20 protein-coding genes are annotated in these 18753 nt (G+C 43.1%); 2 read left to right on the plus strand and 18 right to left on the minus strand.

The features are described 5' to 3' along the window. Window positions 1-20: 20 nt before the first annotated feature. Window positions 21-602, minus strand: coding sequence for a carbonic anhydrase (locus tag MHB67_RS15840; protein ID WP_342492634.1), 582 nt, complete (start codon window positions 600-602; stop codon window positions 21-23). A 553-nt stretch (window positions 603-1155) separates the two neighbouring features. On the opposite strand from MHB67_RS15840, the gene MHB67_RS15845 reads away from it, so the two are divergent. Both MHB67_RS15845 and MHB67_RS15850 read left to right on the plus strand, forming a co-directional pair. Continuing rightward, window positions 1156-2133, plus strand: coding sequence for a D-glycerate dehydrogenase (locus tag MHB67_RS15845; protein ID WP_151862869.1), 978 nt, complete (start codon window positions 1156-1158; stop codon window positions 2131-2133). Between the two features lie 177 nt (window positions 2134-2310). Beyond that, on the plus strand, window positions 2311-2799 hold the full coding sequence (locus MHB67_RS15850; RefSeq protein WP_281237556.1) for a ribonuclease: 489 nt from the start codon (window positions 2311-2313) through the stop codon (window positions 2797-2799). A 53-nt stretch (window positions 2800-2852) separates the two neighbouring features. Here the strand turns inward: MHB67_RS15850 and MHB67_RS15855 are convergent, their stop codons facing one another. The 17 genes from MHB67_RS15855 to MHB67_RS15935 all read right to left on the minus strand — a co-directional run bounded on the left by MHB67_RS15855 (window position 2853) and on the right by MHB67_RS15935 (window position 18555). Beyond that, window positions 2853-3596 carry an arylamine N-acetyltransferase gene (locus tag MHB67_RS15855; protein WP_281237555.1) on the minus strand — a complete coding sequence of 248 codons (744 nt, stop codon included), beginning with the start codon at window positions 3594-3596 and terminating at the stop codon, window positions 2853-2855. Window positions 3597-3634: 38 nt separating this feature from the next. Continuing rightward, entirely contained in the window at window positions 3635-3892 is a 258-nt protein-coding gene (locus MHB67_RS15860) for an HPr family phosphocarrier protein (protein WP_024423549.1), read from the minus strand. A gap of 26 nt (window positions 3893-3918) precedes the next feature. Further along, on the minus strand, window positions 3919-4869 hold the full coding sequence (whiA, locus tag MHB67_RS15865) for a DNA-binding protein WhiA (RefSeq protein ID WP_024423550.1): 951 nt from the start codon (window positions 4867-4869) through the stop codon (window positions 3919-3921). A 17-nt stretch (window positions 4870-4886) separates the two neighbouring features. Next, on the minus strand, window positions 4887-5846 hold the full coding sequence (locus tag MHB67_RS15870; RefSeq protein ID WP_024423551.1) for a YvcK family protein: 960 nt from the start codon (window positions 5844-5846) through the stop codon (window positions 4887-4889). Next, window positions 5847-6734: an RNase adapter RapZ gene (gene rapZ, locus MHB67_RS15875; RefSeq protein WP_024423552.1), complete on the minus strand. Its 888-nt coding sequence runs from the start codon at window positions 6732-6734 to the stop codon at window positions 5847-5849. Window positions 6735-6773: 39 nt separating this feature from the next. Next, the gene (locus MHB67_RS15880) at window positions 6774-7238 is read right to left on the minus strand and encodes an 8-oxo-dGTP diphosphatase (RefSeq protein WP_024423553.1); all 465 of its coding nucleotides are present in this window, start codon (window positions 7236-7238) and stop codon (window positions 6774-6776) included. A 357-nt stretch (window positions 7239-7595) separates the two neighbouring features. Then, window positions 7596-8546: a thioredoxin-disulfide reductase gene (trxB, locus tag MHB67_RS15885; RefSeq protein ID WP_145925736.1), complete on the minus strand. Its 951-nt coding sequence runs from the start codon at window positions 8544-8546 to the stop codon at window positions 7596-7598. A gap of 234 nt (window positions 8547-8780) precedes the next feature. Next, window positions 8781-10169: a C40 family peptidase gene (locus MHB67_RS15890; protein ID WP_024423554.1), complete on the minus strand. Its 1389-nt coding sequence runs from the start codon at window positions 10167-10169 to the stop codon at window positions 8781-8783. A 364-nt stretch (window positions 10170-10533) separates the two neighbouring features. After that, on the minus strand, window positions 10534-11991 hold the full coding sequence (locus MHB67_RS15895) for a tetratricopeptide repeat protein (RefSeq protein ID WP_342492635.1): 1458 nt from the start codon (window positions 11989-11991) through the stop codon (window positions 10534-10536). A gap of 131 nt (window positions 11992-12122) precedes the next feature. Next, window positions 12123-12752, minus strand: coding sequence for a bifunctional phosphoribosyl-AMP cyclohydrolase/phosphoribosyl-ATP diphosphatase HisIE (gene hisIE, locus MHB67_RS15900; protein WP_024423556.1), 630 nt, complete (start codon window positions 12750-12752; stop codon window positions 12123-12125). Then, window positions 12749-13507: an imidazole glycerol phosphate synthase subunit HisF gene (gene hisF / locus MHB67_RS15905; protein ID WP_122631963.1), complete on the minus strand. Its 759-nt coding sequence runs from the start codon at window positions 13505-13507 to the stop codon at window positions 12749-12751. The genes hisIE and hisF overlap by 4 nt, the downstream gene beginning before the upstream one ends. Continuing rightward, window positions 13504-14241, minus strand: a complete 738-nt coding sequence (gene hisA, locus MHB67_RS15910) for a 1-(5-phosphoribosyl)-5-[(5-phosphoribosylamino)methylideneamino]imidazole-4-carboxamide isomerase (protein ID WP_172880213.1) — start codon at window positions 14239-14241, stop codon at window positions 13504-13506. Before hisA ends, hisF begins: the two co-directional genes overlap by 4 nt. Further along, window positions 14238-14876 carry an imidazole glycerol phosphate synthase subunit HisH gene (gene hisH / locus MHB67_RS15915; RefSeq protein ID WP_122631965.1) on the minus strand — a complete coding sequence of 213 codons (639 nt, stop codon included), beginning with the start codon at window positions 14874-14876 and terminating at the stop codon, window positions 14238-14240. The genes hisA and hisH overlap by 4 nt, the downstream gene beginning before the upstream one ends. Beyond that, window positions 14876-15460, minus strand: coding sequence for an imidazoleglycerol-phosphate dehydratase HisB (gene hisB / locus MHB67_RS15920; RefSeq protein ID WP_088001131.1), 585 nt, complete (start codon window positions 15458-15460; stop codon window positions 14876-14878). The genes hisH and hisB overlap by 1 nt, the downstream gene beginning before the upstream one ends. Then, window positions 15460-16746 carry a histidinol dehydrogenase gene (gene hisD / locus MHB67_RS15925; RefSeq protein WP_198456579.1) on the minus strand — a complete coding sequence of 429 codons (1287 nt, stop codon included), beginning with the start codon at window positions 16744-16746 and terminating at the stop codon, window positions 15460-15462. The genes hisB and hisD overlap by 1 nt, the downstream gene beginning before the upstream one ends. After that, on the minus strand, window positions 16743-17387 hold the full coding sequence (gene hisG, locus MHB67_RS15930; protein ID WP_095409635.1) for an ATP phosphoribosyltransferase: 645 nt from the start codon (window positions 17385-17387) through the stop codon (window positions 16743-16745). The genes hisD and hisG overlap by 4 nt, the downstream gene beginning before the upstream one ends. Then, window positions 17380-18555, minus strand: a complete 1176-nt coding sequence (locus tag MHB67_RS15935; RefSeq protein ID WP_268415729.1) for an ATP phosphoribosyltransferase regulatory subunit — start codon at window positions 18553-18555, stop codon at window positions 17380-17382. Before MHB67_RS15935 ends, hisG begins: the two co-directional genes overlap by 8 nt. Window positions 18556-18753 lie beyond the last annotated feature (198 nt).

The raw sequence follows: 18753 nt of genomic DNA on the forward strand, positions 1-18753 counted from the left end.
TTCAAGTATGTGTAGATGATTTAGGTATACTGTGGGTCAATTTGTTTGTCTTTCACTACGACATCCAGCTTTCCTGTCGCTGGGTGAATCACCAGTCCATGAACTGCCACATCACTTGGCATCAGTGGATGCTCTTTCACTAATTTCACACTTTGGGCCACGCTTTCTTCAACTGAATCAAAGCCCGTCAGCCAGCCCTTTAAATCAACTCCTGAGTTTTTCACAATGCTTAAGCATTTCTCTTCGATTCCGCGTGCTTTCGCCTTTTCAAGTAAAGGGTCCGCCGCAAGACCTGCCATTCCGCATTCATGATGCCCTACAATGCATACTTCCTCTGCCTTTAGTTCATAGATAGCTAGCAGTATACTCCGCATCACACTGCCGAACGGATGTGTCACGATGGCGCCTGCATTCTTAATGATTTTTGCATCCCCATTGTGCAGACCCATAGATTGCGGCAATAATTCCAAAAGACGGGTATCCATGCACGTTAAAATAACCAGTTTTTTCTCAGGAAATTTTCCCGCTTTGTAAGCCTCATAATGTCTCTCATTCACAAACTCTGAATTGTGCTGAAGAATCTGTTCTAATTTTGACTCCATTTTGCCATCTCCCATCTTTTTTTAAGTAACGTAAGCTCGTGCCTGTCCTCCTTTTCTTTCTTGTGTTCTCAAGAATAGAGAAGAAAAATGATAGAAAAAAAAGAAAAAAATGAGAAAACGATGAGAAGAAATATCATCATTTTCTCTATTTTACGCTGCATCCCAACGGCTTCGCGGGTTTGTTTTCAATCTATTGTTCTCATCACACCAAAAGACAATAAAATGGTTTAGTAGAAAATGATCATCCCGTTTAATACATTTCAAATATAATAAATTTTCTATCAAAAAGTCTCGATCTATTTTCCAGTTTGTCAGATAATCTCTCGTAAATTTTTGCAATTTCACATGTCTCATCTACTATCAGCTTATTTTTATATAGATAAAAAATGCATCAGATGGCATAAGAATCTACTTTTTCACTAAGAAAATGTCTTTCTTTACCGTTATTTCAGTATATTAAATATTGAGCTGCTAACATTCAAACGTGTTCTGCCGAAATCGTTGCTTTATAATAAAAGGAGTAAGATGACCAAGTGAAAGGAGCGAATTGACTGTGACACCACACATTTTTGTCGCCAAACCCTTGCCTGCCTCTTTTGAGGAAATGCTAAAGGAACATTGTACATACGAGGTTTGGCAATCCAAAGACCCTATTCCAAGAGACATGTTGTTTGAGAAGCTGCAGCACGCTGATGGTCTTTTAACGTCTGGAACAAAAATCGATCAAGAGCTGTTAGATCACGCACCAAAACTCAAGGTGGTGAGCAATAACTCTGTCGGCTATGACAATTTTGATATAGAAGCGATGAGGCAAAGAGGCGTGATTGGTACGCATACTCCTTATACGCTCGATCATACCGTGGCTGACCTTGCCTTTTCGCTCATTCTCTCCTCTGCACGAAGAATCGCCGAGCTTGACCGTTTTATCCGTGAAGGAAAATGGACGAAATTCGTACAGGAAGAAGAGATCTTTGGCATCGACGTCCATCACCAAACGCTCGGTATTATTGGCATGGGACGTATCGGAGAACAAGTGGCCAAACGGGCAGCACATGGTTTTGATATGAACGTTCTTTATCATAACCGAAGCCGGAATGAAAAGGCTGAATCGGCGTATGGCGCTGTCTATTGTGCACTTGATGATCTTTTAAAACAAGCTGATATCATCGTGTTGATTACACCGCTGACCGAGGAAACATATCATATGATTGGGGAACGAGAATTGAAGTTAATGAAGCAAACGGCTTTATTTGTAAACATTTCCCGCGGGAAAACAGTGGATGAAAAAAGCCTCATTCAAGCACTTCAGGAGGGATGGATCAAAGGTGCTGGTCTTGATGTGTATGAGCAGGAACCGCTTCAAGAGGATCATCCTTTCAAAGAGATGAACAATGTCACCCTAGCTCCTCACATCGGTTCCGCTACTGAAACAACAAGGGATCTCATGCTGAAACGAGCCATTCATAATGTGATTCATGGAATAGATGGGAAGGCGCCTGTTGATGTTGTGAAGGAGCTTGCTTCATCTTGAACTGAAAAGACGCAGAAACTGCGTCTTTTTATTTATTTCTTCAGTAGACATCAGGAGAAAAGACTCATTTTAGCAAAGATCCTGATTCTTTACATTTCCTTCATGTTCGGGTGCTATAATATGAGCTAGACAAGCATCAAGAGGACGGCATCCGATTTCCTTAATAGGAGGATGAAGATGAAAAGATTGAGTTCTGTTTTTACTATGTTCGCTCTGATCGCTGCTATTCTGTTTTCTGGATTTGTCCCGCAGCAAGCTCATGCAGAAACACCTCTTATACCAACAGCCACAACTGAAACTGCTTCTACTCAGCTCACGCCAGATGTGCGTACCCTTGCCGTCATTAATACGTTTGATGGTGTAGCAGATTATTTAATTCGCTACAAACGACTGCCTGATAACTACATTACGAAATCACAAGCAAGTGCTCTTGGATGGGTGGCATCTAAGGGAAATCTAGCCGAGGTGGCGCCAGGTAAAAGCATTGGTGGAGATATTTTCTCAAACCGGGAGGGACGTCTTCCTTCAGCAAGCGGCCGAACATGGCGTGAGGCAGACATCAACTACGTTTCAGGCTTCCGCAATGCAGACCGTCTTGTGTATTCAAGCGACTGGCTCATTTACAAAACAACAGACCATTATGCGACTTTCACACGTATTCGATAATCAATAAAAAAGACAGCCCTATTTGATTTGGGGCTGTCTTTTCGTATGGTGGTTTACGGTATAAGCTTTTTTACGTAATCCTCAAAAGGAATCGGCAGCGGCTTTTTCGACACTTCTTCGTGTTCATGTGTGGTGACATGATCCTCAGTAACGATCACACGTCCTGTTGGCGTGAGCTTTGACGCAAGCGGTCTTTTGTTAAATGGAGAGGATTCATTTTCATAAATCTCGTGTCTCATTTGGGCTAATACAGACTCGTCCACCTCGTTCAATGTGAAAGCATAGCCTGTTTCAGCGCCATCTCCCTTATCTAATTGGAGCAGATGTGTCCCTTTTTCGGTTTCCTCAGCTTTGACGCGAAACCGCATTGACGCTCCTTTCACCCAATCTCCTGTAAAAGGCACAGGCTGAAGAGGTAAATTCACACCAAATCCCGCATCAATGAGGAAGCGTTCGTTGTGATGCTTCAACATGATGGCTACGTGCGTGCCATCAATTGCCCACGTATCCGCTTCTTTGTTATACACTGTGCCTTGAAGAAGCTGTACAGAGAGCCCTGCCTCTTTTAACACATAGTATAAGAGAGGATTGAGATCGTAACAAAGACCTCCTCTGTTTTCTTCAAGAAGATGCTGCTTCAATCCTTCTTGATTCAAAGCGTAGGATTGTTTGTTCAAAACAGATCTATTTTCGAATGGAAAGGTATAGGCCATTTTTTTTAATAATACAGACAAGTCTTTAAAGTTGATGGACCGGCCTTCATATCCGACCTTCTGTAAAAAGGCTGATTGAATCATGACATTCCCTCCTAAAAAAACTGAGCCTTTGAAGAGACTCAGTTTTCTTGATTGATAAAATCTGTTAACGCCTCAATGGCTTCTTGTTCATCTGCACCATCTGCAATCAGTGTGACAGTAACCCCAGAGCTGATCGCAAGACTCATGAGACCCATAATGCTTTTCGCATTGACTTTTTTCCCATCTTTCTCTAGAAAAATATCAGCACCAAAGCGATTGGCTTCTTGTACGAACAAAGCAGCTGGACGTGCCTGCAAGCCTGTTTTCAGCTGGATGGTGACCGTTTTTTCCACCATATGATCTGCCTCCCTTTTTCATTCTCCTATTTGAGTGTAACAGCTTGTCCGTTTCGTAATTGTTCTGCGATTTGATCTAGCTTTCTTAAACGGTGGTTAATCCCTGACTTGCTGATCTTGCCGCTTTCCACCATTTCTCCAAGTTCCTTCAGCGTGACCTCTTGATAGTCGACTCGCAGTTTGGCAATTTCACGAAGCTTTTCCGGCAGGGCATCAAGCCCAATTTTTTCATCAATGAATTGAATGTTCTCGACCTGACGCAGTGATGCACCAATCGTTTTATTCAAGTTTGCTGTTTCACAATTGACGAGCCGGTTGACGGAGTTCCTCATATCTCGGACGATCCGCACATCTTCAAAGCGGAGCAGTGAGTTATGAGCACCCACAACGCTTAAGAATTCCGTGATTTTTTCTGCTTCCTTCATGTACGTAATGTACCCTTTTTTGCGCTCAAGTGTTTTACTATTGAGATGAAATTGATTCATCAGCTCACAAAGGGCATCATTATGTTCTTTATATAGTGAAAAAATCTCAAGGTGATAGGAGGACGTTTCTGGGTTATTCACAGAACCGCCTGCTAAAAAAGCACCTCTCATATAGGAGCGCTTGCAGCATCTTTTCTTCACAAGTTCTTCTGAAATATTGCGCTCAAATACAAATTGCTCACCTAATATTTTCAAATCCTCTAAAATGGTTTTCGCTCGTTCTACCAGTCTGACAATATACACGTTATTCTTTTTCAATCTCATTTTTTTACGGACGAGCAGTTCGACTGTCACATCGTATTTCTTTTTGAGCAGCGTATAAATCCGTCTTGCAATGGCTGCGTTCTCTGTCTGTATATCTAAAATCAATTTTCGATTAGAGAAAGATAATGAACCGTTCATACGGATGAGGGCAGAAAGCTCTGCTTTTGTGCAGCAGTCCTTCACGTCCAGATTAGTCAGCTCTTTTTTTGTTTCGGATGCAAATGACATCCTTGCCACCCCCATTCCTATTTTTTCTGTTGCAGCAGATCGACAAGCAGCGAGGCTACTTTCAGCGTGTCATGACGAATGACATGCTGGTCATATGTAATGATTTCTCCTGGAATCACTTCTAGTCCCATTGCTTTCAGTGCATCTGTGTCGAATTGGACAGGCTGTGCCTGTTCTTCTGCATATTTTGCTTTGATTTCTTCTGGAATTTCTTTATTGTTCACAAAAATCGTATCGATAAATGGACGATCCATATGATCATTTAATGCCTGAACATGATCAGCTGCACTGTAGGAAAGCGTTTCCCCCGGCTGCGTCATGACATTGCATATATACACTTTTTTCGCCTTAGAGCGAATCACTTCTTCTCCAATATGCGGGACAAGCAAGTTTGGCAAAATACTCGTATACAGGCTGCCAGGCCCAATGACGATTAAATCCGCCTCACGAATGACTTGAATGGATTCTGGCAGCGGTTCAATCGTATCGGGTGTGAGGAACACTCGTTTAATTCGCTCACCATAGGTAGGAATTTTCGATTCTCCTGTCACCATTTGCCCATTTTCTAATTCCGCATGAAGAACAACACTTGAGTTCGCTGCTGGCAATACTTTTCCTCTCACATTTAAAACCTTGCTCATTTCAGTGACGGCATGAAAAAAATCACCGGTTATATTTGTCATGGCCGCAAGAATGAGGTTGCCAAGTGAGTGGCCTGTTAAGTCATTCCCTTTGTTAAAACGGTGCTGAAATAAATCTTCTACAAGCGGTTCAACATCAGAGAGAGCCGCAAGGACATTTCGAATATCACCTGGAGGGGGAATATTCAAATCATGCCGCAGTCTGCCTGAGCTGCCTCCGTCGTCAGCAACCGTTACTATAGCGGTAATGTCCACCGGCTTCGTTTTAAGCCCTCTGAGCAAAACAGATAAGCCAGTGCCGCCGCCAAGAATGACCACCTTTGGTAGTGTCGTCATCTATTTTCTGCTTCTCTTTTCAATGTCCCGGTGAGTGACATGTGTATAGTAATCGTTTTTAAAATACTCCGATAAATAGTTGGCCAGTGTCACAGATCGATGCTGTCCGCCTGTACAGCCGATGGCAATCACAAGCTGGCTTTTTCCTTCTCGTTTATAGGACGGAAGCATAAAGCTGAGGAGATCAATTAATTTCTCTGTGAATTTTTGTGTTTCAGTCCATTTCATCACATAGGAGCGCACTTCTTCATCGTTTCCAGTCTGTGGACGCATGCTCTCAATATAGTAAGGATTCGGCAGGAATCTCACGTCAAAGACAAGATCAGCATCAATCGGCAGACCGTATTTAAAGCCAAAGGACATCACGTTTACTGTAAACACCTGCCCCTGATTCGTGGCAAAGTGCGTGACAATTTTTTCTCGCAGCTGTTTTGGTTTTAAATCCGATGTATCAAAAATCATTTGAGACCGGCCTTTTAACTCCTCTAACAGCTCGCGCTCCATTGCAATTCCTTCAAGCGGCAAACCTGTTGTCGCAAGGGGATGCGAACGTCTCGTTTCTTTGTATCTTGAGACAAGAACCTTATCATTTGCATCTAAAAATAGAATCCTTGGCGTGATCCAGTCAAGATCACTCATTTCATCTAACGCGGCAATTAAGCTGTCAAAAAATTCGCGTCCGCGTAAATCCATCACAAGAGCGACCTTGCTCATCTTGGAATTCGATTCCTTCATGAGCTCTAAGAACTTCGGTAAAAGTGATGGCGGCAGGTTATCAACACAAAAGTAGCCTAAATCTTCAAAGCTTTGAATGGCGACGGTTTTCCCCGCACCTGACATTCCTGTAATAATCACAAGCTGAATATCTTCTTGTTTGTGTGTATTCATGCCTGCTTCCTCTCCTTCTTTATGAAAACGGTTCATGTATTATTCTCCCTGAGGATCTAACCGATAAGCAATCAGCTCAAAATCGGGTGTATACGTAAAAGTGCCGTGCAGAAGTCCTTTTCCTTTAAGCATGAAATCAAGAATATGGGAATCTCCTGGGGCCATCGGCAAATGAGGCACATCCTTTACGTCATGCCACTTTAAAATGCCTTCCTCTGACTCTGTTACGTTTTTTCCGGTAAATGAATCTGCCATAAAGGTGAACATCATCCACTCTTGAACGATTTGATCGCCTTCTTTTATGATAAAGGTAAAAACACCTTTTAGCTGCGGATTTAAAATATAAATACCTGTTTCTTCTCTATATTCTCGAACGACTGAATCCTTGACCGATTCTCCGCTTTCCATCTTGCCGCCCGGCGCTACCCACCAGCCCCGTCTTGGCTTTTGCAGCAAGAGAACTTGATCTTCGTGATGCAGCACACAATTGGTTACTCGTTGCATCAGCTGTCACCTACTCTTTTATGTCTTTAACTTATTATACAGGTTCAACCTGACTCCCACAATGAACATGCCCGTTGTTCCCCGAAAACAGACCGGTTTTCGTTTGAATCGTGTAATGGGCCATTTCTCTACTCTTTATTTTACAGCATCTAACGGTTCTCCATGCGTCATTTGTGAACATCTCGTGAATTTCTGATTTTAGGCAAAAAAAAGGACACGGATTCACATCCGTGCCAAACATGTATTCCTTATAAAAGGGGGTCAATTACTAGCTTTATCATAACGGAAAATTATTTCACCCGTGTTACATTCCAGTTAAAAGCCCATGACGCTATATTAAGGATTTACGACAGCCTTTTATTTCGTTGCTTTGAGTTTCTCAGCAAGCTCTTCTACATAATGCTGTGCGCTTTGTGCTGCAATACTTCCGTCACCTGTTGCTGTCACAATTTGACGAAGTGTTTTTTCTCGAATGTCACCAGCGGCGAAAATACCTTCCACTCTTGTTTCCATTCTTTCGTTTGTCTCGATGTAGCCTTCTTTATTTGTAATGCCGAGATTTTCAAATGGTTTAGACAGTGGCAGCATGCCGATATAGATAAAGGCGCCGTCTGTTTTAAAGACTTCTTCTTCACCAGTCACCGTATCAACCAATGTCACACTGCCGACTTTCCCGTTTTCTTCATTGATCTGTTTAACGGTTTTGTTCCACTTGAAGTCAATTTTTTCATTATCAAAGGCGCGTGCTTGTAAAATGCTTTGTGCACGAAGTTTATCGCGTCTATGGATAATCGTTACTTTAGAAGCGAAGCGTGTGAGATACACACCCTCTTCTACCGCAGAATCACCGCCGCCGATGACGACAAGCTCTTTGTTTTTAAAGAAAGCCCCGTCACATACTGCACAATATGATACGCCGCGGCCGCCAAGTTCTTTTTCACCTGGTGCACCGATTTTTTTGTATTCAGCCCCTGCCGCGATAATGACAGAGCGTCCTTTGTATTCTTTTGAGCCGGCTTTGACGATTTTATATTCTTCACCGTTCACGATTTCTTTAATATCGCCATATGCATACTCTGCACCGAATTTCTTCGCATGCTCAAACATTTTATTTGAAAGTTCCGGCCCTAAAATACTTTCAAAGCCAGGATAGTTCTCGACATCTTCCGTATTCGCCATTTGTCCGCCTGGAATTCCTCTTTCAATCATTAATGTTGAAAGATTTCCCCGTGATGTATAAACAGCGGCTGTCATTCCGGCAGGACCCGCTCCAATGATGATCGTATCGTAGATTTTTTCTTCTGACACAACTGTCACTCCCTCTTCAATTGCTGCTCGCATTTCTTATTAGAATGCCCTTGGGTGATGCTTCCATTCATGACAGAGAGCATCATTTCCACTCTTAGCTTTTATTCCTTACCCATATCCTATTAAATCTGCGGGGAATAAGCGAATCATTTGCTCATATCTTCAAAAAAAGAAAAAGCTTCCTTAAACTGCTGTTTAAGGAAGCCTGTTTACGGTTATATACAAAGTAATGATTTATTCAACGACTCTTCTTACAACGCCATTGAAAGCTTTTTTCCAGTATACGTTGTTCATTGAGTCAACTGAAACACCGCGAGAGCTGTTATCGTTCAAGAAGGAACCGTTTCCTAAGTAAATACCAACGTGTCCATTTACTTTATACGTATCAAAGAACACAAGGTCTCCGCGTTTCATGTCAGATGCACTTACAGCTCTTCCTTTACCTACAAGCGTATCTGTTGTTGTACCGCCAACTGGTCCAAGGTTGATGCCTGCTGATGCAAATGCCCAGCGAACGAATGAAGAACAGTCAAAACGACGTGCGTCAATATCGGCTTGTGATCTGCCGCCGCCCCATTTATATGGAGATTGTCCAACAATCGTAGAACCTGTGCTGATCGCACCTTCAATTCCGCCTACGTTACTGCTGACAGGTGATCCACCGCCAGAAGATGGCTTCTTGCTTGGTGCACTGCTGTTGCTGTTATTGTTGTCATTAGAAGATGATCCACTGTTACTTGAAGACGGGCTGCTATCGTTATTTGAGCTGTTGTCTTCCGCTTGGACACTAGCTTGACGCTGCTGCTGTTGTCTTTGCGCTTTTTCTTCTTTTGCTTTTTGAGCTGCTTCCCTTGCTTCTTTTTCAGCTTGTTTTTGTGCAGCGATTGTTGCGTCTTTTTCAGATGCAATGCTGTTAGCCTCACTGTTTAACTCGCTGATTTCAGAAAAAGCACTTCCTTTTTGCTTTTTCACTTGCTTGAATAGCTTGTCTTTTTCATCAAGCTGTTTATTCAAGTCTGATTGAAGCGTTTCAAGCTTTGCAAGTGTGTTTTGCACATTTTCAAGCTTTGTGTTTAATTCGTTTTCAGACTTTTGAAGTTCTGCTTTGTCTTTTTCCTGCTCTTTAATGATTTCACTGTCTGCGTTGATCAGTGTAGATACTGCACCTGCACGGCTGATGAAATCGCTAAAGCTTTTTGCTCCTAGTAATACATCTATGTATTTCGTAGAACCGCCGCTCTCTTGAAGGGCACGTACACGCTTTTTCAAGAACTCGTTTCTTTCTTCAATACGTTTTTCTGTATCAGCAATTTCTTTTTTCAGTGCTTTGATTTCTTTTTTTGTTTTTTCATTTTCTTTTTGTTTTTCTTCGATTTGATCACTTGTTTTTAAAGCTTTCTCATCAATATCTTTAAGCTTTTGTGCAAGTGCCTCTTGTTTTGCTTCAAGCTTTGAAAGCTCTTCTTTTTTCTTTTGAAGGTTCTTGTTTACCTCAGATTGCTTGCTGTCTAGTTCTTGTTTCTTTTGTTCAAAGTTCTGTGCGTTTGCTTCATGCGTAAATGGAATAAATAAACCGCTCGCTCCGATCACCGAAGCTAAACCAAAAGTAATAAACTTTTTCACGAATAGTTCCTCCTTTGACAATTTCCCAAGCGACATTAGAAAGCAGCAAATTCTCTGCGATCAATCTGTGCTCTCTATGTCTTTTTTCCTGATTGTTCAGTCAGATGTTGACCAGATTGTTTCTATCACTAGCTGTTTCATTATGTATAGTAAAATATTTAAATATCTATCTTTGTTTTAATCCACGAGTTTCATTATACATGAGACATCGACAAAATGAGCTAATATTTTTATTACATTTATGTTTCAAAAACATGTCGTGATTGTCATACTTCGCCAATTCCTTGCAAATCCCACCTTTTTATCCAAGAAAAAAGCATGACCTTTTCGGCCATGCTGGGATGTTCTGAATCTATTTACCTATTTAATCGATTAACGTACAGATCTCTCGTTCGTATTTAGACAGTGTTTGAACACTGATCTGAAACGCGGACGCAACATCTTTTTTGCTGACAGCTGCTTCTTGTTCATTCATCCATAGATAATAAGATGCTGCTGCCCAGGCAGGTGCATTTTTCTTATCAATACCAGAAGCACGTGCCTGCTGAATAATATGGAATAACCAAAAATAAGGCATATGGCTGTCAGGCTGAACCGCTTCCTCCAGACTGGATGCCGCCTGTTTTGCAAAAACTGCATCTTCTGAAAAAGACTTTTCTTTCATTTCATCTTCATATAAAAGCAGTTCTATGAATTGCTGTTCAAAGGCCGTTTTCGCTGCGCGTGCATCAAGGACAGACTGCAGAACGTCACGTTCCCCTTTTTGTTTACTGACATAGTACGCAGTCAGCCGTTCCTCAATCGAGACCATTGGCTCAGTCACCTCAGGTTTATCCTGCCACGGCTTGATTTCATCTGCATCGATATCTTCTTCGACCATCTTATCCCAAACCGTTTGGGCGAGCGTCTTGTGGCCTGTATGATAGGCTGCGCTTGCAAGCCAGTATAAAAATGTACTATCTCCTTGAAAACCTGTTTTGTATAAAGAATAAAGCCATTTAAAGGCCCATTCAAATTCTCCCACAAGGGCAAATGTTGCACCAAGCTTATAACGCTGTTCACTTAGTATTGGATACACGTGCGTTAATTGCTTTGCTAACACGTTGACCTTTTCTTCTTCTTTTTCATAATGGTAGAAGACTAGCTGATTGCAAAGGGCATGCAGATTACCGGGATTTTCATGAAGGACCCGGTTCAACATTTCTTTCGCCTGATGGATTCGGTCAGAATAAAAATAGGCCAAAGCGAGATTATTATACGCCGACCAAAATTCTGGATACTCAACAATCATCTGTTCCAGCATCTCAATGGCTTCATCGAGTCTGCCGCTTTCTAGCAAATGGTTTGCTTGATCCTGCTTCACAATCAGGTCATCCTGATCATAAGGAAAATCTTCGTCCTCTTCGTCGCTCATATCGAGCAGGTCAAGAAGGTCGTCATTTTCATCCGCAAATTCCCCGTTCTCTTCCAGCGCGGCATAAGCAGTAGCTGATTTATATGCCTCTTGAAACAGTCCGAGATTCGCATAATTATTGGCTTTAAAATAGTGGCACTCAGACATGTTTTCATCGATGTGTTCAAGAATAAAATCAAGCAGTTCGTTTGATTGCTGGTAATGACCCATTTCAGTATAAATAATGGCAAGCTGTGACAGCATTTCTACATTTTCAGGCTCAAGTACAATGGCCCGCTGTATCAGCTTACTTGCCCTAGACAGATTTCTTTCTCTATATGCTTTAAGACCTTTATGAAAAAAGTAATGCCCATCTTGAAATAGCTGGACGACTTGTGTGTGATTATTTTGAGAAGTGTATTTACTCACCGATACCCTCCATTTCGAACAGTGTACCGTGTGTAGTATAACATACTTCACCAGTCGTCACATAGAACAAAAGGAAAGGAAGGATTTGTTTTTCATTTAAAAATAAAAAGCCTGGGATATCCCCCGGCTTTTCATTCACCTTGATGACGTTTTTTTAATACCTTTAATACATCATCAAGCGGCAATTGCTGTTCACGTAATAATACAAGAAGATGATAGAGAAGGTCAGCAGTTTCCCATTTCAATTCTTCTTGATCCCGATTTTTCGCTGCAATGATCACCTCGGACGCCTCTTCCCCTACCTTTTTCAGGATTTTATCGACCCCTTTTTCAAATAGATAGGTTGTATAAGCCCCTTCTGGCATTTCCGCCTGACGCTTTGCAATGACCTGTTCAAGTTCATTTAATATCGCAAAACGTTCCTGCTCTTCGCTCAGGCGTTTTACGCCTTCTTCCGAAAAACAGCTATAGCTGCCAGTATGGCAGGCTGGGCCGCTTGGCGCGACAAGGACAAGCAGAGCGTCCTTGTCACAGTCATATCGAATAGAAATCACTTGCTGGGTATGTCCAGAGGTGGCGCCTTTATGCCAAAGCTCGTTTCTCGACCGGCTATAAAACCATGTTTCACCTGTCTCCAGCGTTTTTTCATAGGATTCTTGATTCATATATGCAAGCGTCAATACTTCCTTACTTTGAGCATCCTGTACAATCGCAGGAATCAGGCCTGCTTCATTAAAGGTTAATTCATTTGCCTGTTTCATCTGACCTTCACCCCGTGTTCTCTCAAATATGTCTTCACCTCATGAATGGAGGTTTCTTTATAATGGAAAATGGAGGCTGCTAATGCTGCATCAGCTTCTCCTTTTGTAAAGGCCTCGAGCATATGCTGAGCATTGCCAGCGCCGCCAGAAGCGATCACTGGCACATTGACCGCCTCTGATACAAGCTTTGTCAATCGATGATCAAAGCCTGTCTTTTCACCATCAGCATCCATACTTGTCAGCAAAATCTCTCCTGCCCCTCTTTGCACAGCTTCCTTCGCCCAGTCGCTGACCTCTAAATCAGTTTGACGGCGTCCTCCGTGTGTATAGACCATGTATGCTTTTTTCTCTTCATCGTATTTTGCATCAATTGCGACAACGATACACTGTGAGCCAAAAAAGTCAGCACCTTCTGAAATCAGTTCCGGTCTTAACACAGCTGCTGTGTTAACAGATACTTTGTCTGCACCCGCTCTTAATATACGCTTCATGTCATCAAGGTGGTTAACCCCGCCTCCCACCGTAAATGGTATCGCAAGCGTAGACGCGACTTGTTTGACCACATCCACCATCGTTTTCCGGCCTTCATGAGAAGCAGAAATATCAAGAAAGACGAGTTCATCCGCCCCTTCCTCATCATAGATCTGCGCCAATTCAACCGGATCACCAGCATCTTTTAAGCCAAGGAATTGCACCCCTTTGACAACACGCCCTTCCTTCACATCAAGACATGGGATAATTCGTTTTGTCATCATATGCGGTCAAGCCCTTCAAATGCTTCTGCTAAAGTAAACTGCTTTGTGTAAAGTGCCTTTCCAACGATCGCACCAGACACACCAGACTGTTTTTGCGCTGACAGCTTTTGAAGATCAGCTACTGCGCTGACACCACCTGAAGCAATCACTTGTTTGCCGGTTGCTTTCGCTAAGCGAACCGTGCTTTCTACATTGGGACCAGACAGCATGCCATCCATTTGAATATCGGTGAAAATAAAGACCTCAGCGCCTTCCTTTGCCAATTCCTTGCCGAGTTCCTCTGCCTTTACTTTAGATGTTTCAAGCCATCCTTCAGTCGATACAAAGCCATTTCGCGCATCAATCCCAATTGCGATTTTCTCTCCATATTGCGCCAGCATTTTTTTCACAAAGGCTGGGTTCGAAACAGCTGAGCTGCCGAGAATCACTCTATCTACGCCGCTCTTTAAATAAAAGGCAACGTCTTCTTCCGTCCGAATACCACCGCCGATTTGTACCTTCACATCTAAGGAAGAAGCAATCGCCAGCACATGCTCATGATTGACACGTTTCCCTGCTTTTGCACCATCTAAATCCACAAGATGAATCCATGCTGCTCCATCCTTCGCAAATTGCGCAGCCATGTCGAGCGGTGAATCTCCATAAATGGTTTCTTGATCATAATCTCCTTGCACAAGACGTACACATTTGCCATTTCTCATATCAATCGCCGGATATAATGTAAACTCACTCATTTGCTCACCCTCTGTTCGTTTGCTAATTGAATAAATTGTTTGAGCAGCGCCATTCCCGTTGTACTGCTTTTTTCAGGGTGAAACTGTGCTCCAAGCACATTCCCCTTGCCAACAACAGCTGGTACTTGAACACCATAGTCCGCGCTTGCTAATTGCTCATGTGGATTCATATCGCTCACATAATACGAGTGAACAAAGTACGCAAATCCTTCTGGTACACCGTCAAATAATGGGGAGGGCTGATGAAATGTGAGCTCATTCCAGCCCATATGAGGTACCTTCAGCCTTTGCCCGTCCTGATCACGATCCTTTAAAAGAACAACACGCCCTTTTAACAGCCCCAATCCTTTTGTGCGGCCTGCCTCTTCACTTTCTTCAAATAACAGCTGCATGCCAAGGCAAATGCCGAATAACAGCTTTCCTTCCTGCACAACTTGGTGAATAAACGCCTCAAGTCCTGTCTGTTTTAACAGCTGCATTGCATCACGAAACGAACCGACCCCGGGCAAAATATAAGCATCTGCTTTTTTCAGCTCCTCCACATCAGAGGAGACGATATAGCGGGCACCTGCTCGTTCCAGTGCTTTTGATACGCTGAACAAATTTCCCATTCCGTAATCAATGACTCCGATCATTAGAGCATCCCCTTTGTTGAAGGAATTCCTTTCACACGTGGATCAATGGTTGTTGCTTCATCTAAGGCACGTGCCATCGCTTTAAAAATGGCTTCAATCATATGGTGTGTATTGGTTCCGTAGTGAACAATGACATGAAGGTTGATCCGGGCTTCAAGTGCAAATTTCCACAGAAACTCATGTACTAGCTCTGTATCAAAGGTACCAACCTTTTGACTTGGAAAAGCCGCTCTCATTTCCAAATGAGGACGGTTGCTTAAATCGACCACGACCTGGGCAAGTGTTTCATCCATCGGAACAAAGCTGGAACCATACCGCTTAATCCCTTTTTTATCGCCTAACGCTTCCTTAAACATTTGCCCAAGTACAATGCCGATATCTTCTGTTGTGTGGTGATCATCAACATCCGTATCTCCTTTCGCATCGACGGTCAAATTAAAGTGTCCATGCTTCGTAAATAAATCAAGCATGTGCGTCATGAAAGGGACATCTGTTTGAATATCCGCTTTTCCTTCTCCATCAATTTCTAGCGCTAATGAAATGTTCGTTTCATTTGTTTTTCTCGCTGTTTCCGCCTGTCTCATTACGATTCCTCCCGCTTTCTCGCTTCAATTGACCTTGCATGTGCTTCAAGCCCTTCTAATCTGGCAAATGCCGCAATGCTTTCCCGGTGTGTTTCAAAGGCTTCTTGACTATATGAAATAATGCTCGTTTTCTTTTGAAAATCAGTCACACCAAGCGGGCTGGAGAATCGAGCTGTTCCGTTTGTTGGCAGCACGTGATTCGGCCCTGCAAAATAATCGCCCACCGGCTCTGGACTATAGCGTCCCAAGAAAATTGCGCCAGCATGCTTGATTTGACCAAGAAGTGATTCTGGGTATGCTGTCAGCACCTCTAAGTGCTCTGGTGCTAATTGATTGATGACGTCTACTGCACGATCGATTGATTCTGTCACGTAAATACGGCCATGATCTTGTATAGATTGTGCTGCGATTGATTTTCTCGGCAAAGTATCCAGCTGCTTTCGAACTTCAGCCTGCACACTTTCAGCAAGTGTCTTAGACGGTGTTACCAAAATACTAGATGCCAGCGCATCATGCTCTGCCTGTGAAAGTAAATCCGCCGCTACCTCATGCGCGACTGCTGTTTCGTCTGCTAGAACTGCAATTTCACTTGGACCTGCAATCATATCAATATCTACCTGACCAAATACTTCCCGCTTTGCCAGCGCGACATAAATGTTGCCTGGACCTGTGATTTTATCAACAGGCTTGATGCTTTCCGTCCCATAGGCAAGTGCAGCAACCGCCTGTGCTCCGCCCATTTTATACATTTCTGAAATACCAAGCTCCTTCGCCGCTGCCAAGACTGCGTCAGAGAGACGGCCATCTTTCCCAGGGGGTGTCACAAGTACAATTCGTTCAACGCCAGCGACTAGCGCAGGGATCACATTCATTAATACAGATGATGGATAGGCAGCTGTTCCACCGGGGACATACACACCTACTGCATCAAGCGGTGTTACCTTTTGTCCAAGCATTGAGCCGTCCTTTTGGTGATAAAACCAAGAGGACGTCAGCTGGCGCTCGTGGTATGTGCGAATATGCTTGATAGCCGTTTGAATAATTTGAACCATCTCTTTGTCCAAGCGGTCGCAGGCTTTTGCCATTTCATCCTCTGTGACAAGTGAATCTTCAATCAACACCCCGTCAAATTGCTTTGTAAAAGACCGTACAGCATCATCACCATTTGTTCTTACTTCTTGTATAATGCGCTGAATAGCCTGACGCTGCTCCTCTGTTCCTGTATCTAAGGACCGTTTGAGTGAGAGAGTATCTGTCTCACCTTCTTGTAGATAGGTGATGTTCATGATGATTCCTCCCCTTCTCCAATGATTTTTGCAAGACGCTGCGCCATTTCATCGATCACCGTATCCTTCATCCTATAGCTCACAGGATTAACAATAAAGCGTGACGTGATATCACAAATATGCTCCGTTTCCACAAGTCCATTTTCTTTTAATGTTTGACCTGTAGAGACAATGTCTACAATGCGATCGGCAAGCCCAATAAGCGGTGCTAATTCTATGGAACCATTCAGCTTAATGATCTCCACCTGCTCCCCTTGCTCTCTAAAATAGGATGATGCGACATTGGGGTACTTTGTTGCCACACGCGGTGCGACACCACCCCAGCTCGCTCCTGGCAAGCCAGCAACAGCTAAATGACATTTACTGATGTTTAAATCGAGCACTTCGTACACATCACGAGCTTCTTCGAGCATGACGTCCTTCCCTGCAATGCCAACATCCGCCACGCCGTGCTCTACGTAGGTGGTCACATCCATTGGCTTGGCTAAAATAAAGCGGAGGTTTTCTTCTGGTACATCAATGATTAATTTTCTTGAATCCTCGAATTCCTCTGGCAGCTGGTACCCCGCCTGTCTTAACAGCCCTGCTGCTTCTTCAAATATCCGGCCCTTTGGCATCGCCATCGTCAACACTTTACCCATTCCGCTCTTCCTTTCTAGCGCCGATAAAATAAGTCACCTGTTGAAATGCCTTGGTCATCGCGTCAATATTTTCAATCCCCGCTAAGTCTTGCAGGACGATCTTTTTCCCTTTTGACCGCTCCTTTTCTGCAAAAGCAAAGGCTTCCAGTCTTTGTTCTTTACTAAAAATCACAGCCTCCTGCGGCTCAATGATTTCTTTTGCATCGAGCGCTTCAAGAAGACGGTCTAGTCGAAGTCCGAACCCTGTAGCTGGTGCAGGTGCATCAAAGTGAGCAAGCAATTGATCATATCTCCCGCCGCTTCCGATGACCGACCCAACATGATCTGCAAATACTTCAAACAAAATACCCGTATAATAGCTCATATGACTCACCATGCTTAAATCTAAACGGATATATTCTGTACAACCGTAATCTTCAAGTGTCTCCCAAAGCGACTTTAACTGTGCGAGCACCTCTTTTCCTTCTTGTGAAACGACGATTTCCTCTGCCCGCTCTATAACCTCTTGGCCGCCTCTTAACTCTAAAAGCTGTAACAGCCTCGTTTTATCGATGGAGGAAAGCGGTAATTGTTTCACATGCTGACGGTATCCCACATAATTCTTTTCATATAAGAAGCGGCGAAGGACGTTTGCACGCTCTGTATTTCCGAGTACATCGACAAATAACGTCTCTGCTAAAGCGACATGCCCGATCGCGATTTTGAAGGACCTTAGCCCGGCATTTTTTAATGCAAATACGGCAAGCGCGATGACTTCAGCATCTGCGCTAATCGAGCCATCACCAATCAATTCAATTCCGACCTGCTCAAACTCTGACGGCCTTCCACCTTCTCTTTCCTGGGCACGGAACACATTGGCTGCATACCCAACACGAAGCGGATACGCCTGTTCATGAAGCTTGGAAGCCGCCACTCTTGCAATCGGACCTGTCATATCAGGTCTCAGCACTAGAGTTTGCCCGTTTTGATCAAGAAGCTTAAAAAGCTGTGTATCAGTAATCGCCGATTGAACACCGACTGTATCGTAAAATTCAAGCGTTGGTGTCTCCATCAAACGGAAACCCCAACCAGTCATGACCTCTGTTAAGGAATGCCTCACTTTTTTTTTCGTCTCATACAATCCAGGTAATGAATCCCGCATACCATATGGTTTCTCAAACATAAACATGTTTCTTCCGCACCTCCAACACATTAGAACAAAAAATTCCGAATCCTTTAGTTCGCTAATATGATAATATGCTAACAAAATAAAGTGATTAAATCAATCATTTTTATTTCTACCTATTTTCATCAACATATTCTGGAATTATTACATTCAAGTGACACCTGTGCCTTTTCTGTATGTTCGATGAAGGAACATGCTATA

Origin of the sequence: Bacillus sp. FSL H8-0516, assembly GCF_038635285.1 — a bacterium.
Taxonomy (GTDB): Bacteria; Bacillota; Bacilli; order Bacillales; family Bacillaceae; genus Bacillus; species Bacillus safensis.